Below are 24,307 nucleotides of genomic sequence, written 5' to 3'. Positions count from 1 at the left end.
CAGAAGTTTACGAGCGTTTGTCGCTCGTAAAAAAAGTAGGTGTAAACTGATATGAAATTGCTTCGTAATCCCTCAGTTCAGCGTAGTTTAATCAAAGCACGAGGCTCGGCGGAATTTGCAATTCCGTCGAACTTAAGTAGCGGTTTGTAACCGCCATTAAACGATTATTGCAATTCAACTAGCATGACAACAGGCTACCAAATAAAGGAACAAGATGCGCTTTACTACCTAACGCTACAGGTGGTAGACTGGGTAGATGTGTTTACTCGCCAATGCTACCGCGATATTGTGGTAGATAGCCTGAACTATTGCCAGCTAAACAAGAACCTGCAAGTATTTGCCTTCGTTATCATGTCGAACCACGTGCATTTAAATGCTAACAGCGGTACAAGCGAGTTAAGCGCAACGCTTCGCGATTTTAAGAAGTTTACGAGCAAGGCTATCCTACAGCAAGTAACCGAAGGTATAGAAAGCCGTCGCGAATGGATGCTCAACCGCTTCGAGTTTGCCGCCAGCCGTCACGGTAGAAATGATCATTATCAGCTATGAACACACGAAAACCATGCAGTACACCTTTACTCGGCAGATTTTATTCGCGAGAAGCTAGCGTACTTACATGATAATCCGGTACGTGCGGGTTTAGTTACAAAGCCAGAAGATTACCTATATTCAAGCGCTCGAAGCTACGCAGGTTTGGACGGTGTTTTGGATGTAGTACAAATAGACTTACCGTGGATAACTTATTAATCGCGGTCTATAGACCGCTACTTAGCAAAGTCGAAGTTAAAAACTTCGCCTAGCCTTGAGCGCTGAATTGGACTACGGCTATCGGGGGAAATGTTTGGATGATAGATGACATAAAATTATGAAAATACAAGCCTCGTTCGACGAAGGCTCCAGTCTTCGTTAGTTCTATCATTGCAGGCTATAGCATGCAGAATAGATTCGGATGAGGCAATAGCCTCAGCCGAACAAGGATATATTAGGTAGCTTCATTGCATATATAAACTAGTTAGCGTTCAGTGTAATAATGACAAACAAGGTTCTCTATGAAAAGAAGAAAAGTTGTATATGGAATCGTTATTGTATTGATAACATTGCTTATAACAGGCTTTGTTTTTAGAAATAGACTACTTTCCTCACTAATAATTGGGGAATTACTACCGAGAGAACCCAGAAATCAAATAGAGACTGTTACCGATATTGGTTGGTGGGCTTTTCAAGATGAGTTGAAAATTGACAACTTTACAGTGAAAATCGTCGAAAGCAAACTTAATTTATTCAACAACTATTCTTTGATAAGTTATACAGTAAAAGGAGAGTTAAAAGGAAACAATAATTGGAAACCTTATATAAGTAATATACATATTAGCCAGAGATTTATAAGAAAATATAATAGAGAACTTCATCCATATCTGGATAAGGATACATCAAAAATACCAGAAGCGCTTATTGAAATTACTCCTATTGTTAGGACAAAAGAAAATAAGAGTTATAAAGGTGAGGTTATTCAGTTTTGCTTTACAAATGAATTGAAAATACAGTCATTCCACTATGGAGATAATTGGATTAGATTCAAGTGTGACTCTTTACAAAATGATATTGTGTTGAAACAAAGAAAATAAACACCGAAACGCTAACACACGGTATAGTCAACAAGGGGTGAAGTAGTAAACGGTAGCTTACAGTCCTCGCTAACCGAAGTCTAAATAAACGCACGAGGCTCGGCGGAATTTGCAATTCCGTCGAACTTAAGTAGCGGTTTGTAACCGCCATTAAACGATTATTGCAATTCTACTAGCATGACAACAGGCTGCCAAATAAAGGAACAAGATGCGCTTTACTCCCCCCAAGCTAAGCGTAGCGTCCTCGCTCATAGCCGTCAGGCTAAGGTTTAATCCATAATGTTCGACTCCTCCAGAGTCGTGGTTCCAGGATGATTCCCCTATCTACAAACCTTTAATGCCTATGGCATTATGCTTTCGTTCGAATAATCCCAGAGGGATTTAAGGTTTGTAGATAGACGCTTGGCAACCATACCGACCCGATACGGGTCGTACTAGAAGAATCCTTTATTTCTTGGTCTGTCGGCTATGAGCGTCCTCGCTACGCTCAAGTAACCAAGGCTTCTAGCCTGTAGGTTTATGGCCGGAGGCCGAGAGGTAAAAAGCGTAGGCAGAGCCTACGCTTAGCATGAGAAAAAGGAGATGAGATCACTGGAATTGATACTAGTCTACCCAAGTGACTCATCTAAGCATACCATCCTCGCTACGCTTAATCTAGCAAAGTTTACAGCCTACTACTAATGCAACTTCTAGCCCTGAAAGGGCGATATACAGCAGCGATGGGGGTAGCCCATCGCTAGTAAAGCCATGGAATAACCACCCTATTCAGGGATGAATTGTCTCGACAAACAGAGCAAACAAGAGAATAGAAAAAACAAGAGCCGCAGTAATACTACTGCGGCTCTTTATTTGGAATAAGGCAATGCTTATCGTCTCAACCAGTACAGCCCCTTGTATTGGCTGTCGTTGTGGAACCAGATGACGGGTGTAACCACCTTTCCATCCTTGGTTTTCAAGTAGTGGTTGTAGGCTGCCATTACGGGGTCGAAAAGAATATCGGTAACCCCCACGGTAACCTTGCCATCCTGCTCCTCGCTAACCACCTCGAAGCCGCTAGCGGCAAGAATCTCGCTGATATGGCTGGCACGGTCGGGCGTAATGCCCTTCTCAACAATCGAGCAGCGAACTCCCTTGAGCTCCGCTACGGTATGGTGTGTATTTAATGCCATGTTTTTTCTTTTTTAGTATCAAGACACAAGTAACAAGACTTTGGTTGCAGCGAACAGCGGTAGCATCCTACCCTATTCCCTACTCCCTACTCCCTATTCCCTCCTAGATTGCCGAGCCAAGTACATCGATAAGCTTGTACAGCGAACCAATAAAGCCTAGCGAAATAATGGCAATAGTACAAACAACCAGCACGGTAGCGGTAAGCTTCGAACCCTTTATGGTTGGTACCGATTCCTCGTCGGGTGCGCTAATTACAATTGCCCTTACCACGCGTAGGTAGTTGTACAGCGATAGCACCATGTTAACGGTAGCAATAGCGAGCAGAATGTAAAGCTGCGATCCAAGACCCGAGGTAATTAGGAAGAACTTACCAAAGAACCCTGCGGTTGGAGGAACACCAGCAAGCGAGAACAGTGCAATGGCGAATACCAGCGCGTAGAAGGGGTTAGTTTTGAATAGCCCCTTGTAGCTGTTGATATCTTCCTTGCCAGTTGCCTCGCCAATAGCGCCAACAACGCTGAAAAGGGCGATGTTGCTGAACAGGTAAATGATGATGAAGTAGATGGCCGAGTCCATACCAATTTGCGAGGCACCGGCAATACCAACAAGCACGAAGCCCACCTGCGAAATCGACGAGAAGGCAAGGAATCGCTTAAGGTTGGTTTGGCGCATGGCAAACAGGTTACCAACCGTCATGGTAATAGCAGCAAGAATGCTGATGGCGTAGAGCCACTCCTCCTTTAGCGCACCAAACACCTGGTAAAGCACGGTAAGGAAGATGAATACTACAGCACCCTTCGATAGTACCGAAAGGAAGTTGGTAACGGGGGTAGGTGCACCCTCGTACACATCGGCAGTCCACAGGTGGAATGGCACCATCGACATCTTAAAGCCAAATCCGCTTAGGATAAGCACAAACGAAAGAAGGATAAGCGCGTTTGGCTGCTGAATGCTGGCAATGATTTCGTTGAAACCAAGCGATCCAACGGCACCGTAAAGAAGCGAAATACCAAACAGGGTGATTCCCGAAGAGAATGCCGAGTTCATGATATACTTGATACCTGCTTCCGACGACTTCTTGCTATCGGTTTGAAGGGCAGCAAGAGCAGCAACAGGAATGCTGGTAAGCTCTAGACCGATGTAAAGGGCTAGTACGTGACCGCTCGAAATCATTACAAACATACCAAGAACGCTCGAAAGCATCAGCATGTAGAACTCGCATCGGTTATCGAACGTCTTCAGCCATCTGGAAGCCGAGAGCGAGATTAGCAGAAGCCCGATGTTCAGGACATTCTTCTCGAGGGCAATAAGTCCGCTAGTTCTAAAGAAGTTATCGAAAAGGTGTCCATTCATCATAGGCAAGAAGCCTACAACGAAGTTGGCCAACAGCAGCACGTTAACCACGTTAAGAAAGGAGTTAGCCTTCTTATCGAAGCCGTTAAGGTTTAATATAAACAGCGCTATGATGATTAACGAAATCATCCACTCGAAGCGCAATAGCGTAAAATATTGAAGAAGCATCTCGTTCAATTTTCGGGTTATAATACTAGGCGTTTAGCAATCTCCTGCACATCTGGGCTAATCAGGTCGGTTAGCCAGTAAGGCATCGTACCAATAAATACGATACCTGCTACAAGAAGGATAACTGCAAAACGTTCGTTCCATGTTGCATCGGTAAGCTGCTTAAACTCTACGTTCTTAATGGTTCCCCAAATGGCGAAGCCAACTGCGCGGAGGATATACACTGCGGTAACAACAATTGATGATGCAGCAAGAATGGTGGCAACCTTATAGAAGACACCTGCACGGGCCCACGATCCAACAAACACGGTCATTTCCGATACGAAACCGCTAAATCCAGGAAGACCTAGCGAGCAAAGACCAGCAATGATGAATGCCGTACCAATGAATGGGATTTGGGTAAGGATACCGCCCAATTCGTCGGCCATACGGGTGTGAGTACGTTCGTAAATCATGCCAATGGCGGCAAAGAAGAGGGCTGTCATAATACCGTGCGATACCATTTGCATTACAGCACCGGTCATTCCCACCTGGGTTACAACGGCAATACCAAGAACTACGAATCCACAGTGCGATACCGACGAGTATGCGTTCATATACTTAAGGTCGCGCTGCATAAGCGTTGCAAATGCACCGTAAAGGATGGCAATTGCAGCCAGCACGATAAAGATCCAAGAGTATTGAACCGCAGCACCAGGAAGTAGGTAGGTGGCAACGCGAAGTGCTCCATATCCACCCAACTTCATCGAGATACCTGCAAGGAACATCGAAGCAGCGGTAGGCGCCGACGAGTGACCATCGGGTGCCCAAGTATGGAATGGGAACATGGCGGTAAATACGCCAAACCCAATAAAGGTAAGCAGGTAGATAGGAATCTGAACCGCCAGTGGGAAGTTCATGGTTGCAAGAGTTTGCAGATCCCAGGTGTTGTTACCAAAGTACCATCCCGAAGCAAGGTATAAGCCAATCATTCCAAGGAATACAACTGCCGAACCTGCCATAAGCATAAGAGCCAGCTTCATTGCGTTCTTTTCCTTGTTTCCAGTACCCCAAACGCCAATCAAAAGGTATTTAGGAATAACGGCAAGTTCCAGGAAGAAGAACATCATAAATAGGTCGAGCGAAACGAAGAATCCGTATGCACCAACGCTTAGGAAGGTGAGCAGGAAGAAGAACATCTTAATTCGACTTTCGATCTTCCACGAAATTAGCACGCCGGCAACCACTACCATAGAGGTAAGCATAATCATGGCAAGGCCAATTCCATCTACACCCATCGTGAAGTTGATGTGTAGCGGAGCAAACCACGAAAAGGTTTGGGTAAAGAGCATCTGAGCCTTTTCGCCTGCAGCGCGTAGCGAAATGTAGTGAACGGTAAGCCATGAGGCAAACCCTAGTTGAATGATGCTACCTACTAGCGCAATTTGCTTGGTGGCGATACCCTTTTTGGGTACAAGCAGCAGCAGCGATGTTGCCAGTGGTATTAGTAGAAGGTATATTAACACGCTCATGGTTACAAGAATTTAAAGATTAGAAGTGCGGCAAGCACAATAATACCTCCAAGGAAGTACATGGTGTAGCCTTGTAGCTTACCCGACTGCATTTGCTTGATGCTGCCTGACAACTTCTCGGCAACAAGTCCCGATTGCTGAACAGCGCCATCAACAACGTTGCGGTCGAACCATGCAGCGGGATATCCGATAAGGCGGAAGATAATCTTCTTGGTTACGAAGAGGTAAATCTCATCGATATAGAACTTGTTGTATACCGTTTTGTAGATGCCGTTAAGCGATGCGGCAAGTTTGTCAGAACGATCGTTCTTCTTGAAGTAAAGCACGTAGGCAATAACGATACCGATAACAGCAATTGCTACTGGAAGTATCGAGAATCCAAGGTGAACTACTAGCTCGATTGGCTTACCATCAGCTGATACATATTCGCCAAATGGAATGAGTCCGGCAAATACGGCACCAAAAGCCAAGATGATAAGTGGGATTGTCATAAATCCAGCACCCTTCTCGTGGTTGTGGTGTTCGTCGGCAGGCTTACTCCAGAATATGTTGAAGTAAAGACGGAACATGTAGAATGCAGTAAGACCACTAGCAAATACGCCTAGCACAAAGATGAGCTTGTCGGCTTGGTATGCTGAACTTAGGATGGCTTCCTTACTAAAGAACCCGGCAAATGGAGGAATACCTGCAATAGCCAAGCACGCGATAAGGAAGGTGATGTGGGTAATAGGAAGCATCTTGCGCAACCCGCCCATATCCTGCATATCGTTGCTGTGGATGGCATGGATTATCACACCAGCACCCAAGAACAGTAGCGCCTTAAAGAACGCGTGGGTAAATAGGTGGAACATTGATGCGGTGAAACCTTCGCTCTGCTCTGCTCCCCAACCTGCAACGCCAATGGCAAACATCATGTAGCCAATTTGCGATAGAGTAGAGAAGGCAAGCACGCGCTTGATGTCGTTCTGCGTTGTGGCGATGATTGCCGCAAACACTGCCGTAAATACACCAACGTAGGCAATGAAATGTAGTATTTCGGGTGCCGAGATGGAGTAGATAGGGAACAAACGGGCAACAAGGTAAACACCGGCAACAACCATGGTAGCGGCGTGGATAAGTGCCGACACTGGAGTTGGACCTTCCATAGCATCGGGTAGCCAAATGTGTAATGGGAACATGGCCGACTTACCGGCTGCACCTGCAAACACCAAAAGCATACCCCAAGAGAGCGACGAAAGTCCTAGGAAGGTGATTCCCTTCATTCCGAGCATCTGGATAGAACCGGTGGTGGTTAAGCGCTCTATAATGGTTGAGATGTTGAACGAATCAGCACCAAAACCAATAACCAGAATACCGATAAGGAAACCTAGGTCGGCAAAGCGGGTTACGATAAACGCCTTCTTGGCAGCGGCAATAGCCGACTGTTTGGTAAAGTAGAATCCGATAAGTAGGAACGATGATACCCCCACAAGCTCCCAGAAGATGTACATCTGGAAGATGTTGATCGAAAGTACCAATCCTAGCATCGAGAACGAGAAGAGCGATAGGTACGAGTAGTAGTTCTTGTAACGCTCTTCGCCATGCATGTACCCAACGCTGTAGATGTGTACCATCGACGAAACGGCGGTAACTACAACGAGCATCATCACCGAAATAGGATCGAGAATCGCTCCGAAGTTAATGCTCAACGAGCTGTTGAATACAAGCCATTGCGTGTTAAGCGCTATGTGAGGTAGGTAAACACCGTTTACCTTACCAAAATCGAAGAAGTACTGCTTCGCTATTACTAGCGAAAGTGCCAACGAGGCCAATATAGCAGTGGTGGCAATAATGCCGCCCATCTTTTGCCCCATATGCTTGCCCGAAAGGCCAATCACCACAAAGCTGAGTAGCGGAAGTAGCGGAATAAGTATTGCTGCAATATCCAAATTCATAGCTTAGTGTTTTAGGGTATCAGCCTCATCCATGTCAACCGTATTAAACTTGCGGTAGAGGTTGATGATGATGGCGATAGCCACCGTAACCTCGGCTGCCGCAATGGCAATTACGAAAAGGGTGAAGAAAACCCCTTCGAGCTGATTAGGATATAGATACTTGTTAAACGCAATAAAGTTGATGTTAACGCTGTTGAGAATTAGCTCCACCGACATCAACATGGTAATCATGTTGCGACGGGTAAAGAAGCCAAAAATCCCGATAAAGAACAGCAAGGTGCTAAGCACCAGAAAGTGTGTTATTGGAATTTGTTCCATTTCTTACTCCTTTTTATCTTTTATGGCGATGGCAATGCTACCAACTAGCGCGGCAAGAAGCAGGAAGCTTATCACCTCGAAGAACAATGCGTAGCCGTGGTTTGTGTAGTCGAGCATTTGTATACCAATGGTCTTTACCGATGCATCAACAGCTACCTGGCTGGTTTGTGGAAACGCATGTGTAAACAGCACGCCAAGGGTTAGCGCTAGGCCTGCTACACCAAGTAGTCCACCCCAAATAAGGTTGCTGCGTTTGCTCGCTGGCAACTTCTGTCCCGACTTGTGGGTAAGGAATATCGAGAAGATAATAAGTACAATAATACCTCCTACGTAGATAAGAATCTGGAGACCCGCAATAAATTCCATGCTCATTAGGAAGTAAAGTCCAGCAATGCTCACCATACAAAATAGCAGGTATATTGCCGAGCGGAATATCATTCGAGAAAACACAGTTAAGGCACCAAAAGCAACCGCCATTAGCGCCAAGATGTAAAATATTACGATTTCTGCGCTCATTTTACGGCTGGTTTAAGTTTTGAACCTGGTTTGTTGAGCACCTTGTTAAGTGTAGTACTCTTGTATGCGGCATGTTCGAAGGTATTTTCAAATTCGATGGCTTCGCTTGGGCATGCATCTACGCATAATCCGCAGAAGGTGCAAAGACCCATGTGGTATTGCCACTTGTCTAGTACCTTTTTCTTCTTGCCGTCCTCCTGCTCTTCCATCGCAGATATAATCTTGATGGTTCCGTTGGGGCAGTTTATCTCACAAATGCCGCAGGCGGTACAAGCATGGAAGTTTTCAGCATCGTGCTTAAGCGTTAGATTCCCTTTAAAGCGACTAGGAATTACCAGCGTGTCGCGGTTTTCGGGATATGGCTGCACGAGCCACATCTTTGGGTGCGTACTGTAGTAGCCCGTAAGCTTCATTCCATTCCAAAGCGAACGAATGGCAAGGAATATGGATTTATAAAAGTTAAATATGCGTCTCATTGTTGTACGGGTTATAGTAGCCAGTTCATAAGCGTAATTACAGCAGCAACTATCATGTTGATGATGCTAACAGGTAGCAGATACTTCCACTCTAGTTTTAGCAGCTGGTCGATGCGGAGACGAGGGAATGTCCAGCGGAACCACATAAATAGAATAATGAATCCGAGAGTTTTCCCGAAGAACCAAACTACACCTGGAATGAAATCCATCACATGGTTGAACCCATCAAGCCCAGGAATATGGAATGGCATCCATCCCCCAAGGAATACGGTTGTGGCCAACATCGAGGTTACGAACATGTTGCTGTAGTCCGAAAGGAAGAACATGGCGAACCTCATACCTGAATACTCGGTATGGAATCCTGCCGTTAGCTCTTGTTCAGCCTCAGCAAGGTCGAATGGGGTACGGTTCAGCTCGGCAGTACTTGCAATGATGTACACCACAAATGCTACGATTGCAGGAATATGCCCCTTGAAGATCCACCAAAGATCGCCTTGGCTCGCTATGATATCGTTTACGCTAAGGCTACCCGTCATAAGTACAATGGTAATCAGCGAAAGACCAGCTGACAGCTCGTAGCTCACAATCTGAGCACCGCAGCGCATTGCACCAAGCAGCGAATACTTATTGTTCGAAGCCCAACCTGCCATCAGAATACCAATAACAGCTAGCGAGCTGATGGATGAAACGTAGAATACCCCAATGTTGATGTCCCAGAACTGAACGCCTGGAGCATACGCCATGGGTAGAAGAGCCATAAAGCTAACTACGGTAACAATGTATGGAGCAATGGAAAACATCAGTTTATCCGCACTCTTTGGCATAAGAACCTCCTTCGAGAATAGCTTAAGCACATCGGCAAAAAGCTGAAGGGTTCCCCATTTACCTACACGGTTTGGACCGTAGCGTAGCTGCATAAAACCAGCTATCTTACGCTCGGCGTAAACCTGTATGATAGCCATAATTAATATCAAACAAATAATGGCCAATCCTCCCATAACCAACTCAGCGGCAAACGCGAGGTTGGGACTTAGGACTTGGTTGAGCCAAGTATCTATCGAATGGATGATATCAGCTAGTGTGATTGTTAGTAACATCGTTGTATAGATTACCTGTCAATATCTGGGATAATTAAGTCGAGCGTTGCCATGATAGCAATCATATCACCAATCTTTTGGCCAATAAACATCGAACGCAATGCGCTCAAATTGGCAAAGTTTGGAGTACGGTACTTTAAGCGGTAAGGCTTAGCACCACCATCGCTCACCAAGTATACGCCTAGTTCACCACGAGCAGTTTCTACACGTTGGTAGTATTCGCCCTCTGGAACTTTAGGTACACCCTTCAGCTTCTCGCGATATGGACCGGATGGAATGTTGTCGATTAGCTGCTCGATGATGTGAACGGACTGAACCATCTCGTCCATGCGAACCATGTAACGATCCCAGCAATCTCCACCGTTGTAGATAATCTCGTCGAACTGAAGTTTTTCGTAGCCATCGTAAGGGAAACGTTTACGAACATCGCACGCCAAACCCGATGCACGTGCCACTGGACCACATGCGCCAAAGTTGATAGCATCTTCTATGCTTAGCTTGCCAATGTTCTTTAGGCGGCTTTGCACAATTACGTTACCTGTAAATAGCTGGTGAAACTCTGGAAGGTTCTTCTTGAATTGGGCAATCCACTTCTTAACGTCTGCTACGAAGTTGGGGTGAAGGTCCTGAAGCACGCCGCCAGGAGTAATGTAGCTCATGGCAAGACGATTCCCAGTAGTTTCTTCAAAAATTTCGAGGATAGTTTCGCGCTCACGGAATCCAAGGAAGTAGGGTGTGTATGCACCCATATCCAAACCTATACTGGCATAGAATATTTGGTGCGATGCAAGGCGCTGCAGCTCTGCCATAATAATACGAATGGCTTTTGCACGTTCAGGCACCTCAATTTGCATACCCTTTTCAACGGCAAGCGAAACAGCTTGGTTGTTAATGTGAGCGGAGAGGTAGTCCATTCGGCTGGTCAGGTGAATGCATTGCTTATAGGTAAGCGCTTCATTCATCTTTTCGATACCGCGGTGGATATATCCCAAGTTTGGCTCAACATCAATTACTGTTTCGCCATTGAGTCTCATTTTAAGGTGAAGCACACCGTGTGTAGAGGGGTGCTGTGGACCAACGTTGATGACAAAGCTTTGCTCGTCCTCAGACTCTGAAAAGTTTTTAACAATTTCCATAGGATTACAGCGATATCATATTTTCGTCAGTATAATCTTTGCGTAGTGGATACCCTGGCCAATCCTCTCCAAGGATAAAACGGCGAAGGTATGGATGTCCCTTAAAACGAATGCCGAATAGGTCGTACATCTCATTCTCAAAGAACTCGGCTCCAGCCCAAAGCGAAGCAGCAGAGTCAATCTCTGCATTGTCACGGTCTGCAAGTTTTACCTTAACTACCATTTCGTGCTTAAGAGAGTAGGAGTGTAAATGGTAAACGACTTCAAAGTAAGTTTTACGATCTACGGCTGTTTGGCACATTAGGAAGTTAAGCTGTGTAGCCTCATCATCTTTCAGACGAGTAAGCACGCTTGTGATATCTTCCTTAGAAACCCATAGTAGTGGAAAATCAAAAGTTTCCTCTACAGTGCACTGTGGAAACGTATTGGTAAGGTAGCCTTTCAATTCTTCTCTACTCATCTTCCTGTTCCTTTTTGGGTTTATCAATAATGTAGGCTCTACCCTTCTTGATCTTAGCCTGTAGGGCCATCATTCCCTCTATAAGAGCTTCGGGGCGTGGTGGACATCCTGGAATATAAACATCAACAGGAATTACATTTTCAACTCCCTTTACAACCGAGTAAGAGTTGTAGAAGAATGGACCACCAGTTATGGTACAAGAACCCATAGCAATTACATACTTGGGCTCTGCCATTTGATCATAAAGTCTCTTTAGAACGGGTGCCATCTTGTAGGTGATGGTTCCTGCAACAAGAATAAGGTCTGCCTGACGAGGTGAGTAGCGAGCTACCTCAAAACCGAAACGAGACCAGTCGTACTTAGCAGATGCTGCCGACATCATTTCAATTGCACAACAACTTGTACCAAAGCCGAGCGGCCAGAGCGAGTTGCTGCGGGCCCAGTTGAATAATTTGTCAACTGTAGTAACCAAAAAGTTAGTGTTTCCTGTTTCGTCGGAATAAATTTCTCCAGGGAAATCAGGTTTCTGAGTTAAATCCATTGTAGCGCTTTCTTTTTATAGGCATACAGCAGCCCAAGGAACAATACGAGCACAAAAAATAGCATCTCAACGAGTGCTGCAATGCCTACAACCTTAAAAGCCGCAGCCCAAGGATACATAAAGGCAATCTCGACATCGAAGAGCAAAAAGACAAGGGCAAAGAGGTAGTAGCCAACATGGAATTGAACCCATGTGACACCCTCGGTTTGGACTCCGCATTCGTAAACTTCACCCTTTAAAGGGTTCGTTTTTTTAACCGACATTGCTTTACCCAGCCCAATAGCCAATGTCGCGAAAAATAATCCGCAGAGCATTAGCAAAAGGAGCGATACACTTCCCATATATAAGCCTTATTATAGTGTTGAAATTATTGTGCAAAACCTATTGATCCGCTTCCCAAGCTCCTTGTAGCATTCTTACAAGTTAAACCGCTGATAATAACTTGTTTTAATTGCATTCAAAGAGGTAAAAAAATGGTATAACCCAACAGCACTGCTCACATTAGCATAGGGTGGTGATTCGTAATAAGGTCTTGACTTTTTACAATCGGCGCAAAATTAGATGGTTTATTCTGTTTTGCAATACATTAATATGCTTTATTTTAGCCATAATATATTCACGATTTAACGCTTATTTGTTTGGCAAAAGGTATGATTGAATGATAGATAATATTGTTATTTAAATAACATAATTAAATGGTTAACATTATATCAAACTTGTTAACTTTGCGTGTTGTGATAATTCAACAGACTAGGAGTCAATGGTTTTTAAAATAACTAGTGGCTGTGCAAATTTGTGAACAAAGTAGAATGACTCGTTACCATTTGTAGCATATGACTTAAAGGGGTAAAAAATGGCTCTATACGTTTTAGATGGAAAAGTCCTAACTCCAGCTCAGAATTCAACTGTTTCGCGGTTATAGGCTCATGGTGATAATTTCCCCATATTGCAAATGGGGTTATACGAATTCAATCCTTCTCGGATTACTGCTCAGTTTCCATTGAGCGATCTTAATTAAGATAAAATAGAGCCTAGCAACTATTACAGCGAATAGAATCCATAAAGACCTGAGCATGAATCGCCCGAGTGAAAATTAATGGAGTGAGCAGAAGGTGGTAAACAACCTCAAAGTGTTTGAATATATTCACTGACAAGCGGCCATAACTAGCGCCCCCCAACTCATTATAGATCCCAAAAAGAGTTTGTCTATAAAAAAGTCCGCCCATCATCTGAAAAATGGAATACTTGAATTCGTTTTCAGACAGGGATGGGAATAAAAAAGGCAAAAAAAGAGGCTGCCCAATGTTTTTTTGGACAGCCCCCTTTTTGAATGTAAGCAGATAAAAATCCTTGAGTTCTTAATTTTTAAGCGCCGATAGCACTACCTTGACTTTTAACTTATTGCCAATTCCAACTATATCTACCACATTTTGAAGTGGAATCGAGTTGTCCGCTCTAAGGATAACTGTAAGATTTACTTTCTTATCGGTTAATTCACTTTGGAGTTGAGATTCAATTTCTTGAAATGAAATAGGTTTGTCGTTGTAGTAGTACTGCAAATCCTTTGTTATGCTAATGTTTATGTTCTTTTCTGCCGTAATCTGTTCAGCATATTGCGTTTTTGGTAGCAACAACTTAATAACAGAAGGATTAACCAGCGTGGAAATAATCAAGAAAAATAGCAGGAGGAAGAACATAATATCGCTAAGCGATGCGGTGTAAACATCTACAGCGTTACCACGTTTACTTCTTTCAACTTTCATTATATAAAATTTTTCGTTTAGCTATTTCCCGCGCTTAAGGAAGAAAATGAATTCATTTCCAGTTTTCTCCATATTGGCGGCAATTTTGTCTATCCTGTTATTTAACAAGTGGTAGCCAATAAAAGCAATAATACCAACTAGCAACCCAGCTGCCGAACAAATCATTTTCTGGTAAAGACCATCGGAAATAGTTCCAATGCTCAAGTTGTCGGTTATCGAAATGGTGTAAAATATCTTGATAACCCCCATGATCGTTCCTAAGAACCCAAGCATTGGGGCAATAGATGCAACCAAAGCAAGCAGGTTCATTCTATTTTCAAGGTAAAGGAGAACTTCTCTCGACTTTGCTTCCATCGCTTCGCGAATATCTTCAATCGAGTAATCCATGTAACGGATACCCTCTCCAATTAGCTGCGATAGTGGTTGATTATTTTTTTGGCAATAGATTAGTGCTGAGTTTGATTTGCCATCCGAGATGTAATTTTTCACCTCTTTTATTAGCAAACTATCCTCTTTACTTGCGCCATGAATAACCACAAATCTGTCAAAAATAACGAAGATGGCAACTAGTGAAAGTAGTGCTATGGGGATAAGAATCCATCCTCCTTTGATAATAATATCGAAGTAGTTACCGTTTGCTACGGCAGCAGGAACCTGGGCCGCTAACATTTCGAAACCTTTCATTGCAAGTGATTATAATTAAAAAAGGCACAGGTCATAACTATCATATGACCTGTGCGACCATGAAAACATTACTTTAATCCAGATAAGGCTGCTTTTGCCTTATCATTAGTAGGATCAAGTAAGAGTACTTTTCCAAAGGAGGCTTTAAAGTTAGCCATATCATTTTTCAGGTAATACTGATATCCAATATAGAGGTATGCTTCAGCTAACTCTCTTTTCCTTTCAACTTTTGCAGGATCGAGTTTTGGTTCACCTTTTGGTTCAAGAATTTCTATAACTTTTTCATAATAAGGTTTCGCTAAACCTTGAGTACTTGTTGGGTCAAAAGATGAATTTACTCGCGCTCTATAAATGTAACCTAGGTAACTGTCAGGTTGCTTCTCAGTGAAAATTGAAAATAAGCTATCAGCCTTATGTAAGTACGCTACTTTAGTCAACGAGTCTAACTTCTCGCTATTACCTGCATAGTAGTTTTCTTTTGCCCATTCGAAGTAACCCGATGGGCTAAGATTAGCCTTTTCACCATATAACTGTTCGAATATATCTGCAGACTTATCATACCTCTTCATTTTCTGATACAAGGATTGGATTTCGCGCGTCATAGCAATCCTATTTTTAGGAGTAATTGCCTTCCCAAAGTATGTTATGGCAAGTGAATCATTCCCAGCGCCCGAAAGTAATCTTGCATAGTACTCGTTATCACTTTGCAGAATATCATCCGGTTTCGCATTAGCCAAGAACTGCTCCATTACCTTTACACCATTTGCATAGTCTTTAGTTTCGAATAAGTTGTAGGCTAAAACTCTGTTAGCAACTGGACTCGTAGGATTTAATGCCTGAGCCTGCTTTACTATTTCTAGTGATTTGTTGTAGTCCTTGTTGAAGAATAAGATAAGTGCATAACGAACTAGATCGTTGTATGAAGGTTCTCCAGCAGCAAAAAATTTTGCATATGATTTTTCAGCATCAGCAAATTTGCCCTGTGCGTAGTAAACCTCTCCACGCTCTTTGTGAACAGGGAAGTAGGTCGAATCTAGCTGGTAAAGGTTATTGAAAGCATCCAACGATTGTTGGTAGTTCCCACTCTTAACGTAGATTCTCCCAAGCTTAAGGAAAGCCTCTTTGCTCGCCTTATCGTAGTAGATGGCAGTTTCGTATTTGGTTGCTGCTTCACCGATCTTCTTTTGATTTAAAAGAATATCTCCTTCGGTGATATAGATGCCTGCAAAGTTCTTATTTATGCTTTTTGCTTTATTAAGATAATCGTTGGCATCTTCGACATTGGGGGTTGCTTGGTTCATGTAAGCAGCATAGATGGCCATCCAGAGAGCAGGATTCTTTTTTTCGGAACTAATAGACTTAGCCTTCTTAAAGTTAGTCTCAGCCGTCTTTGTATCTCCGCTAGATAAGGCTATTTCACCCAATCCTACATAGGCAAATGCATTCTCAGGATTAACCTCTAGTCCCTTTTGATAGTATATGGCAGCAGAGTCTTTAATTCCCTGATTTTGGTAATTTTTGCCTAGAAGATAGTAGGCTTGATCTTTGTTTGCTCCGTTGAGTTCTTTTAGAAGATATTTTTTTGCTAGAACGAAGTTTCCATCGTTAAAGTAAAGAAGACCTTTCGTAAAGTCTTGTGCCATAGCGCTAGTTCCACATAGGACTGCTACAACTGCAAGAGTAAGTAAATATCTTTTTGCTTTCATGGTTATTTATTTACAATGGATAGTCATTGCTTACTTTTACAACCCTTAAGGGTTGTGTTGCTGGAACTAATCCAGACTTAAGGATGATGCGCTGCCCCCTATCGCTGGATAGGAATGAGGCAAATCCTGTTGGTACACCAGAGCTAGGATCGGTAGCAATGGAATAGATGATCCTACTAAGCGGATAGTCCTTGGTTGCCAAGTAAGCTTGGTAGGGTTGGTAGCTGTTGTCGGAGGTTGGATTTTTGGCGTACGAAACAGCCATTACTCTTATCCGATCAAGGAAGCCCATGCATTGGGCATTATTTCGGTTGCTAATCCAATTAACACCAATGATCCCAATAGCATTTGGATTTTTTGCAACGTAATTAATAACCTCCTCATTTTTGCTAAGTGCAGAAATCTGGGCCGATAGACTTTTACCTTCACAAAGTGAGTCGAGAAGGTAACGGACTGTGCTAGAGTTTTGGTTGTCGAAGATAATCTTCACTTTCCCAAGTCCCGATCCGCTGGCAATTTGGTTCCAGTTAGTAATTCCACCCGTTAGCAACTGACGGATCTGATCAACCGAAATAAGGCTATCCTTATTCTGGCGGTTGATGATTAGCGCAATGCCATCGGTTGCAATTTTCGAAATGCGTGGAACTAACTTTTTTTGTTGGAGTGCAGCCTTTTCCCTTTCAGTTAGCAAGCGAGTGCTAATAATTAGGCGAGTTGAATCTTTCAGCAAGGCATTCATAGCATCGATTTCCGAGACAAACTTTGCAGACACCTTTGCTTTGGGGTAAATACCTTCAAAAACTTCAATTTCTTCCGAAATAATCGGTTCGAAGGTTTGGTCAACATAGATTGTGGCCAAGCCGCTAGTAGGGGAATCTTCCTTAGTGGAAGACCCCCCGCAGCTTTGAAGTAATACGATACTTGATAAGAAAAGTAGGGTAACGAAAATGTTACTTGTTTTCATCTTTAATCTCCTTTACTTTTTTATAAATCCTATAAGCTCTAAAAATAGAGTAAAGAATTAGAAGAATTCCAAGTGCAGTACGCAGATTACCTGTAGAAATAAACTCTTGGAAAATGTTTGTTAACATAAATCCAAGGCCTAGAACTAGGTAGAAAAGCACCATCACATATCCGAAATACCCAGCAAACACCAACCAACTCTTCGTCATTGTCGTATCGTTGTTCTTCATGTTGTTCGGTTACTGAAGTACAAATTTAACTGGCATGGTAAATGCAACTCTAACAGCTTCGCCATTTTGCTTACCAGGCAGCCAGGAAGGCATGCTTTTAGCAACACGAATAGCTTCCTTGTCAAGTTCAGGGTCAACCCCACGGATTACCTTAACATCGGTAATTTTACCGTGCTTATCCACAACAAACTGTACAAAAACGGTACCTTGTATACCATTTTCTGCAGCTGTTTGAGGATACTGGGTATTCTTACCAAGGTATTTCATCATTTCCTCAGTACCACCAGGGAAGGTTGGCATCTGCTCAACTGCTTGGAATACTTGTTCCTCTTCTTGAGCGATCTCCTTTACGGTCTCAGTAATAGGCGTTGCAACAATCTCCTGACCGACATTATCGTCAAGTGGAGCAGCTGTAAGCATATCTTGAGACTGCATCTCTTCTCCTTCTTTTACCTCATCATCGGGTCTGATGACAGGAGGAACGAATTTGATTTGTGCCTTAACCTCTTCCTGCTTCTGTTCTTTTGGTAACTCTTGTGGTTTAATCTTCTCAATGTTGATTTTAGAGAGATTTGTCACCTGAACATTTTGCTCTTTTCCTTCCTTTAAAGCTTTATTAATAAAGGTAGGAAGCGCAGTGGCTAGAGAGAAGCCGATTACCACAAAAATAAAAGAACGTTTGTGGCGCGTGTCAGCATCCTTTCTAAGCACATAGGCACCATAGTCTTTGTTTTTCCCTTCAAAGACCATTTCGCACCATTCCCTGGAGAATAAGTTTATGTTTGATGCCATGGCTTATTGTTTTTTAGTTGATTCAGTAAATGCATCAGGCGCTGTTTTCACTACCAATCCTGTATCGTATGAAGTGATAGGTACAATAGCGTACTTAGCAACGTTGGTAATCTGCATTTCGTCGAGAATACTAACTAGGTTTTCGTAAGTCGAAACATCGCTAGGCTTGATAAGAACTACTACTGCGTCCTTATTTCCTCGAATTTCGGTTAACTTAGTCTTAAATTCCTCGGCCGATAGCTTTTTCTTGGCTTTTACCGCTTTCAAACTGTCCACTTGCTTCATAACAACTTTGTTACGAGTAAGCAGAGTCTTGCGAATACCTTTCTGTGAATCGAAGTTGGTCTCAAACACCTCTGGATCAACTCCGTTTTCGGTAGTCCCAAAGTAGTAGTATACCTTATTATCCTTAGCAAGGAGGATGGTCATTGCCTTAGAGGCCTTAACCTTATTTTGCTCCTCGTCTTTTACTTTTTCCTTCGAAGGCATTCTAATCTCCATGGTCTGTGGTTTAGCCATAGAGGTTGCAAGCATAAAGAAGGTGATAAGAAGGAATCCTAAGTCTACCATTGGCGTAAGGTCAACACGGGTGGATAACTTTTTAGGTTTTCCTTTACCCTTTCCACCTTTGTCTGCTGTATTTAATTCTGCCATTTTACTTAGTTTGTTTAGTAATTCTTTGGCAGTATTGGTGCCTCTTCCATCCCTGTAATAAGGTTGTACTGATTCTCATTAAGATCGAGAAGGGTATTCAAAACCTTTTTAATCTTACTGTAGGGGGTACCTTTATCTGCTTTAATTACAATCTTAATCTGGGGATTTACCTGGCGGGCAGCGCGTACCCACTCTTTAAATTCATTCCCTGTAGAGTCGGCAGGAATTCCAAGTACGTTTTCTGGCTTGGAACGATCTCCTGCGGATAGATCTAGTGATTGAGCAAGCGCGCCAATAGGAACTGCAAACGAATTGGCTAGACCAAACTCTTCAATTTGCTTTTTGGTGAAGGTTTTGCCGTAAACTTTAGCAATTTTATCGAGGAGTTCCTCGCGCTTCTTTTGGTTGTCAATGCCCATGGCCACCTTTCCATCGGGACCGATGAAGATGTTCATGACATTAACCTCGGGGATCTTGATCTCCGATATGGACGATGGTGTTACCACCTGTACCAGCTCCTTTTGAATGAAATTTGATGTCAAAATGAAGAAGGTAAGCAGAAGGAAGGCCACGTCGCACATCGCAGTCATGTCAACCCATGTACTTTTTCTTGCGACTTTTACCTTTGGCATATCAATGTACTTTAGTTGTTATTGGCTAATAAGCAGCTTAGTGCTTTTCAGCAAATGATTGTACCATTGAGTAGCCAGCTTCGTCGATGTTATAGGTAATCTTGTCGATTTGAGTTGTAAATACGTTGTAGAAAATGATGGCAACAGCTGCTGAACCAATACCTAATGCAGTATTGATAAGGGCCTCAGAGATACCAGCTGAAAGTGCAACTGAGTCTGGAGCACCTGCATTAGCCAACGCTGCAAACGCACGGATCATACCAAGTACGGTACCAAGAAGACCAATAAGAGTTGAAATTGACGAAAGGGTAGCAAGAATAACAAGGTTTTGCTCAAGGGTTGGAAGTTCCAAAGAGGTTGCTTCTTCTACGTTCTTTTGTAGAGATGCAAGCTTCTGCTCCTTAGTCATGGTTGTATCCTTTGCATTGTACTTGTAGGTAGTAAGTACAGCTTGGCATACATTACCAAGAGCTCCACGTTGCTTTGTACAAGCAGTTTCGGCAGCCTCAACATTACCTTCAGCAAGGTTTTTCTTAAGGTTGCGAAGGAAAGTTGCAGAAGAACCTTTACCCTTTGCACGGGTGATAGCGATCATACGCTCTAGTGAGAAGGTAAGCACCATCATTAAGCATGTCATCAGGATTGGTACGATAAATCCACCTTTGTAAATCACACCAAAAAAGTCACCAGGGATTGGTTGGTTTTCTGGATTTCCACCTTGGAAGTGACTAGGATCACCAAATACAAATTTGTAGATAATGATTGCAACTACCAATAAAGTTGGAATTACTAGGGCGGTGAACACTGTTCCAAAACCCTTCTTTTGCTCTGAGTTTTTCATGGTTGTCTATTAAATTGAAATTAGTAAAAAAAATTCGGTGCTATTTAGTTCAGCGAAGAAACGCTATGTTTCCATAGGCGTATTCTTTGTTGGTACATGTAGCTGCTAGTACAGTTACTTATGCTTGTTGCTGAATTTTGCAATTGTGGAAAATATTAATGTTGAACTGTTAGTTTACCAACAAGCAGTTGTTTGTTGGGGTGCGTGGTGTAAAGCGATATCACCAACTCAACATATTGGGCTAAATCCGAAACTGATTGAAAAGGGAGGTATGACATTGGGATAAGTCAACTTTTGGTGTAGAATACCAGCTGTCTTTGCTGCTTTCCGTAAGCTGGTTCAAAGAGCAACTTACTTTTTCAGTAGAGGCGAATGCCTTACTTAGCATCCTATAACTTTCCTCGGGCTTTGAGGATACCACTCTGATGAGGTTGATTAGCGTTTCCGAATCATGGTTATTATTAAAACCCAACTGTAAATCCGCTTCAACTACGGAACTATAGGTTGATGCTATGCCACATGAAATTGAGAACTCTTTCATCTGATTGTTGCTGTGCTTAGCGTTATTACATAATACATAAGCCCCAAGGAGTGTTCCTTGAAGAATTGCAAATGTCATAGCAACATATTTGAACTTTCCGCTTTTCAACGTCAACTTTTTTATGAACTACAATTCACTTCTCAAAAATCATGCATGCAAATATATACTAAATGCAATTCGACAATGCGTAGATCAAGATTATTAACAATAAATAACTAGATGCAAATACAAGCACCCTAAAGCCCCTTATTGACCTACTCCAAAGGCAAATGTAATGGAAAGTTTTACAGTTAACAACCTTAATGCTAAATAATGTGCCGATGATTCTTCTAATTCTAAAAAATATGTTTCGCCTTAAGGTATACGTCAGAAAATCATCGAGGAGGTTTCGTGGAAGAAATTAATTCCTCCAAGAAACCTTTTGTATAACATAAAAATACCTTTTGTATAACATATAAAAAAAAGAAGGCTTGTCTGTTCCCTCTTATATATTTGCCATACTATTGCATCGCAAAAGAATACTATAAAAGATTGAAGTTAAGTGGCAAACAATACCATAATGTTTAGGCATACTGTCTCTTTTGTGTGAGCCACTCCTTTAGTCTTGTAGCTATTTCTTTATAGTGGTGCTTATTAGTGGTAGTTTCAAGGTTGTAGCTTTAATTCGATTTTTCTTTTTGTACTCACAATTTTAATATAATTCCGATGTTCCACATTTTAGGCATTATTGCAATTATGATGGCCATTTCGTTCGTTATTGCAATGGCTGTTGCCCTGATCATAGAAAGGACAACAAGTGTAATAGAGAAGTTCGACCTTGCTTCGAGTAAGCCCAACGAGGTAAATAGAGCGCGTCGAATTCACAAGCTATCAAAGAAAATGAGAAAGCGTAGAGGTAACGATTATGCTAGGAAGCACGACGTTGAGATTGTCGACCACTACTATGGCGACAACAACTTCGATGGTAAATCCTCGCAACAGGAGCTCCTAAACCACTTTTACCCTCAAAAATAAGAACAGATGGACGGATTAAGCTTATCAGCACTCTTCCCTGGCATTGGAACCTTTTTCTCCTCGCCAGCTATAATATCAATTGCGCGTGTCATTCTTATTGCCTTAGGGCTTACTATAATTTACTTAGGACGCAAGAATATCCTAGAGCCATTGGTGATGATTCCAATGGGGTTAGGTATGATTGCCATTAATACAGGTGTGCTGTATATGCCTGGTGGTAGCATTGGAAACCTGTTCCTCGATCCAATGCTCTCGGATACCGATGACCTAATGAATGTGATGCAGATCGACTTTCTGCAGCCCATTTATACGCTAACCTTCAGCAACGGTCTTATTGCCTGCTTTATCTTTATGGGAATTGGCGCCCTGCTCGATATCGGGTACCTGCTCCAACGCCCCTACACCTCGATGTTTTTGGCGCTCTGCGGCGAGCTGGGAACATTCCTAACGGTGCCAATTGCCCATGCAATGGGTTTGACGCTCAACGAGAGCGCGTCTATTGCAATGATTGGTGGTGCCGATGGTCCTATGGTGCTCTTCACCTCGCTATCGTTGGCTAAGCATCTATTTGTTCCAATTACTGTTGTCGCATACCTGTACCTAGGGCTTACCTATGGCGGTTACCCATACCTAGTAAAGCTGCTTATTCCTCAGAGATTACGGGCAATTAAGATACAAAAGGATAGCAAGAAGAAGGTGAAGACCTACAGCTCTACCACCAAAATGGCGCTTGCCGTGGTGCTGTGCCTAGTGCTGTGCCTGCTCTTCCCCGTTGCTGCACCCCTTTTCTTCTCCCTATTCCTTGGCATTGTTATTAGAGAGTCTGGCCTAAAACAATTCCACGATTTTATTACAACAACGCTGCTATATGGCTCGACTTTCCTTCTTGGTACGCTACTAGGAGTACTTTGCGAGGCTAAGCTACTTACCGACCCCGTAGTGTTTAAGCTCCTAATCCTCGGAGTCCTTGCGCTGCTCATTTCGGGCATCGGAGGCATCATCGGAGGTTACATCCTTTACTTCGTCAAGAAGGGCAACTACAATCCGGTAATCGGTATCGCGGCGGTGAGCTGCGTGCCAACTACGGCTAAGGTGGCTCAGAAGATCGTCACCAAGGAAAACCCACAATCGGTGATTCTTGGCGAAGCCCTTGGCGCAAATATCTCGGGCGTAATATCTTCGGCTATCATTGCAGGCCTTTACATAACGCTATTCCCGCACATACACTAGCCGCGGCTAGGCTATAATACAAAAGGCAGCATACGGTAAAAGGTATGCTGCCTTTTCTGTTTAAATCCATTTACGCTGAAGCAGAGGATCGAGCATTCAACCTATAATTTTCACTAAGCAGCATTTAGCAAGACGAAACTGCGATACGCGTTTCATCGTGTTGGTGTATTTTTAGCGAGGCAGAAAAACAAATCAAGAAAAGGAAGCAGATGGACCAGAACAGTAGGGCCGCAGACCGTTTTAGGCGGCTGAAACTGGAGCGAACCCGCAAGTGGTCTATCACATGACAGGCGTAGGGCGACCGAGTACGTACAGCCCCGCTCCACCAAAGAACTAGTGGGGCGATGTCACTCTAGCACCCAGAAAACTCGCTAAATGTTTATGCTTAGCATAGCGATAGCGGTTAAACCGGCTATCGCTATTGGCATATAAGACCTAAGGTCGCAGTTCTTTCGATTCCCATCTACCACTATTCCCAAAACTTTTGCAGATACTCGTAAGATATTTGCAAGTACTAGCAAAATTGTTGCGTGTACTCACGAATTTCTTATTTATACACCAGAAATATTTGTTGATACTCACATCTTATTTGCAGATATTTACACCACGTTTGTTGATACTCGCAAAATATTTATTGGCATTCACGATATATTTGTTGATACGCGCAATATATTTGTTAACACTCACGAAATGTTTGCAGATACTCGCAAGATATTTGTTGGTACTCACAAAGTTGCTACCTGCACGCCCTTCCCCACCGCGTACGCAGGCAACTGTGCTCCCGTATTTCAAATGCCAACCTGCTGATGCGGCCTAGGGAACGGTTCTACCCATCGAACATTCTTCTGAACACCGCAGATGTTTCCCTAAAAGTAAACGGTAGGGTTGATATCTGGGAACTTGAGGATTTGCTACATTTGCAGCGTCGTTTTCTATACCTATTTATATATAT

24 protein-coding genes and 1 pseudogene are annotated in these 24,307 nt (G+C 43.0%); 4 read left to right on the top strand and 21 right to left on the bottom strand.

Features of this window, described 5'->3' with window-relative positions; all coding sequences use genetic code 11:
* The first annotated feature begins 183 nt into the window (after positions 1-183).
* Together ACHZA1_RS09980 and ACHZA1_RS09975 are read left to right on the top strand one after the other, a co-directional pair.
* Positions 184-549: a transposase gene (locus tag ACHZA1_RS09980; protein WP_320051734.1), complete on the top strand. Its 366-nt coding sequence runs from the start codon at positions 184-186 to the stop codon at positions 547-549.
* Positions 550-1,049: 500 nt separating this feature from the next.
* Positions 1,050-1,625 carry a hypothetical protein gene (locus tag ACHZA1_RS09975; RefSeq protein ID WP_320051733.1) on the top strand — a complete coding sequence of 192 codons (576 nt, stop codon included), beginning with the start codon at positions 1,050-1,052 and terminating at the stop codon, positions 1,623-1,625.
* A gap of 866 nt (positions 1,626-2,491) precedes the next feature.
* Here the strand turns inward: ACHZA1_RS09975 and ACHZA1_RS09970 are convergent.
* The 21 genes and pseudogenes from ACHZA1_RS09970 to ACHZA1_RS09870 all read right to left on the bottom strand — a co-directional run bounded on the left by ACHZA1_RS09970 (position 2,492) and on the right by ACHZA1_RS09870 (position 21,219).
* Positions 2,492-2,794: a hypothetical protein gene (locus ACHZA1_RS09970; RefSeq protein WP_320051732.1), complete on the bottom strand. Its 303-nt coding sequence runs from the start codon at positions 2,792-2,794 to the stop codon at positions 2,492-2,494.
* Between the two features lie 103 nt (positions 2,795-2,897).
* Positions 2,898-4,316: an NADH-quinone oxidoreductase subunit N gene (locus ACHZA1_RS09965; protein ID WP_320051731.1), complete on the bottom strand. Its 1,419-nt coding sequence runs from the start codon at positions 4,314-4,316 to the stop codon at positions 2,898-2,900.
* A gap of 17 nt (positions 4,317-4,333) precedes the next feature.
* Positions 4,334-5,827 (bottom strand): NADH-quinone oxidoreductase subunit M, encoded by a 1,494-nt coding sequence (locus tag ACHZA1_RS09960; RefSeq protein ID WP_320051730.1) that lies wholly within the window; start codon positions 5,825-5,827, stop codon positions 4,334-4,336.
* A gap of 2 nt (positions 5,828-5,829) precedes the next feature.
* The gene (gene nuoL / locus ACHZA1_RS09955; protein WP_320051729.1) at positions 5,830-7,761 is read right to left on the bottom strand and encodes an NADH-quinone oxidoreductase subunit L; all 1,932 of its coding nucleotides are present in this window, start codon (positions 7,759-7,761) and stop codon (positions 5,830-5,832) included.
* Positions 7,762-7,764: 3 nt separating this feature from the next.
* On the bottom strand, positions 7,765-8,079 hold the full coding sequence (gene nuoK / locus ACHZA1_RS09950; RefSeq protein ID WP_320051728.1) for an NADH-quinone oxidoreductase subunit NuoK: 315 nt from the start codon (positions 8,077-8,079) through the stop codon (positions 7,765-7,767).
* A gap of 3 nt (positions 8,080-8,082) precedes the next feature.
* On the bottom strand, positions 8,083-8,595 hold the full coding sequence (locus ACHZA1_RS09945; protein WP_320051727.1) for an NADH-quinone oxidoreductase subunit J: 513 nt from the start codon (positions 8,593-8,595) through the stop codon (positions 8,083-8,085).
* On the bottom strand, positions 8,592-9,071 hold the full coding sequence (locus tag ACHZA1_RS09940; RefSeq protein WP_320051726.1) for a 4Fe-4S binding protein: 480 nt from the start codon (positions 9,069-9,071) through the stop codon (positions 8,592-8,594). Before ACHZA1_RS09940 ends, ACHZA1_RS09945 begins: the two co-directional genes overlap by 4 nt.
* A gap of 11 nt (positions 9,072-9,082) precedes the next feature.
* A complete protein-coding gene (gene nuoH, locus ACHZA1_RS09935) occupies positions 9,083-10,168 on the bottom strand; it encodes an NADH-quinone oxidoreductase subunit NuoH (RefSeq protein WP_320051725.1) in 1,086 nt (361 codons plus the stop codon).
* A gap of 11 nt (positions 10,169-10,179) precedes the next feature.
* Positions 10,180-11,764, bottom strand: a pseudogene (locus ACHZA1_RS09930) (NADH-quinone oxidoreductase subunit C).
* On the bottom strand, positions 11,757-12,305 hold the full coding sequence (locus ACHZA1_RS09925) for an NADH-quinone oxidoreductase subunit NuoB (protein ID WP_320051722.1): 549 nt from the start codon (positions 12,303-12,305) through the stop codon (positions 11,757-11,759). The pseudogene ACHZA1_RS09930 and the gene ACHZA1_RS09925 overlap by 8 nt, the downstream one beginning before the upstream one ends.
* The gene (locus ACHZA1_RS09920) at positions 12,296-12,646 is read right to left on the bottom strand and encodes an NADH-quinone oxidoreductase subunit A (protein WP_320051721.1); all 351 of its coding nucleotides are present in this window, start codon (positions 12,644-12,646) and stop codon (positions 12,296-12,298) included. The genes ACHZA1_RS09925 and ACHZA1_RS09920 overlap by 10 nt, the downstream gene beginning before the upstream one ends.
* Positions 12,647-13,663: 1,017 nt before the next feature.
* Positions 13,664-14,068, bottom strand: a complete 405-nt coding sequence (locus ACHZA1_RS09915; RefSeq protein WP_320051720.1) for a biopolymer transporter ExbD — start codon at positions 14,066-14,068, stop codon at positions 13,664-13,666.
* Positions 14,069-14,089: 21 nt separating this feature from the next.
* The gene (locus tag ACHZA1_RS09910) at positions 14,090-14,752 is read right to left on the bottom strand and encodes a MotA/TolQ/ExbB proton channel family protein (protein ID WP_320051719.1); all 663 of its coding nucleotides are present in this window, start codon (positions 14,750-14,752) and stop codon (positions 14,090-14,092) included.
* A gap of 68 nt (positions 14,753-14,820) precedes the next feature.
* On the bottom strand, positions 14,821-16,458 hold the full coding sequence (locus tag ACHZA1_RS09905) for a tetratricopeptide repeat protein (RefSeq protein ID WP_320051718.1): 1,638 nt from the start codon (positions 16,456-16,458) through the stop codon (positions 14,821-14,823).
* A gap of 10 nt (positions 16,459-16,468) precedes the next feature.
* Positions 16,469-17,422 carry a substrate-binding domain-containing protein gene (locus tag ACHZA1_RS09900; RefSeq protein ID WP_320051717.1) on the bottom strand — a complete coding sequence of 318 codons (954 nt, stop codon included), beginning with the start codon at positions 17,420-17,422 and terminating at the stop codon, positions 16,469-16,471.
* Positions 17,409-17,651: a hypothetical protein gene (locus tag ACHZA1_RS09895; RefSeq protein ID WP_320051716.1), complete on the bottom strand. Its 243-nt coding sequence runs from the start codon at positions 17,649-17,651 to the stop codon at positions 17,409-17,411. Before ACHZA1_RS09895 ends, ACHZA1_RS09900 begins: the two co-directional genes overlap by 14 nt.
* Before the next feature lie 9 nt (positions 17,652-17,660).
* Entirely contained in the window at positions 17,661-18,443 is a 783-nt protein-coding gene (locus ACHZA1_RS09890; RefSeq protein ID WP_320051715.1) for a TonB family protein, read from the bottom strand.
* Between the two features lie 3 nt (positions 18,444-18,446).
* Positions 18,447-19,097 carry a biopolymer transporter ExbD gene (locus ACHZA1_RS09885; RefSeq protein WP_320051714.1) on the bottom strand — a complete coding sequence of 217 codons (651 nt, stop codon included), beginning with the start codon at positions 19,095-19,097 and terminating at the stop codon, positions 18,447-18,449.
* Positions 19,098-19,111: 14 nt separating this feature from the next.
* On the bottom strand, positions 19,112-19,729 hold the full coding sequence (locus tag ACHZA1_RS09880) for a biopolymer transporter ExbD (RefSeq protein WP_320051713.1): 618 nt from the start codon (positions 19,727-19,729) through the stop codon (positions 19,112-19,114).
* Positions 19,730-19,766: 37 nt separating this feature from the next.
* Positions 19,767-20,570, bottom strand: a complete 804-nt coding sequence (locus tag ACHZA1_RS09875) for a MotA/TolQ/ExbB proton channel family protein (protein WP_320051712.1) — start codon at positions 20,568-20,570, stop codon at positions 19,767-19,769.
* 241 nt (positions 20,571-20,811) lie between these two features.
* On the bottom strand, positions 20,812-21,219 hold the full coding sequence (locus ACHZA1_RS09870) for a hypothetical protein (protein WP_320051711.1): 408 nt from the start codon (positions 21,217-21,219) through the stop codon (positions 20,812-20,814).
* 597 nt (positions 21,220-21,816) lie between these two features.
* On the opposite strand from ACHZA1_RS09870, the gene ACHZA1_RS09865 reads away from it, so the two are divergent.
* The gene (locus tag ACHZA1_RS09865) at positions 21,817-22,125 is read left to right on the top strand and encodes a hypothetical protein (RefSeq protein ID WP_320051710.1); all 309 of its coding nucleotides are present in this window, start codon (positions 21,817-21,819) and stop codon (positions 22,123-22,125) included.
* A gap of 6 nt (positions 22,126-22,131) precedes the next feature.
* Entirely contained in the window at positions 22,132-23,355 is a 1,224-nt protein-coding gene (locus ACHZA1_RS09860) for a sodium ion-translocating decarboxylase subunit beta (protein ID WP_320051709.1), read from the top strand.
* Positions 23,356-24,307 lie beyond the last annotated feature (952 nt).

The organism is uncultured Acetobacteroides sp., assembly GCF_963667355.2.
In the GTDB taxonomy this organism is placed as follows: Bacteria; Bacteroidota; Bacteroidia; order Bacteroidales; family ZOR0009; genus Acetobacteroides.
Note: the sequence above shows the minus strand (reverse complement) of the source record. Positions and strands in the feature narration are given on the sequence as shown.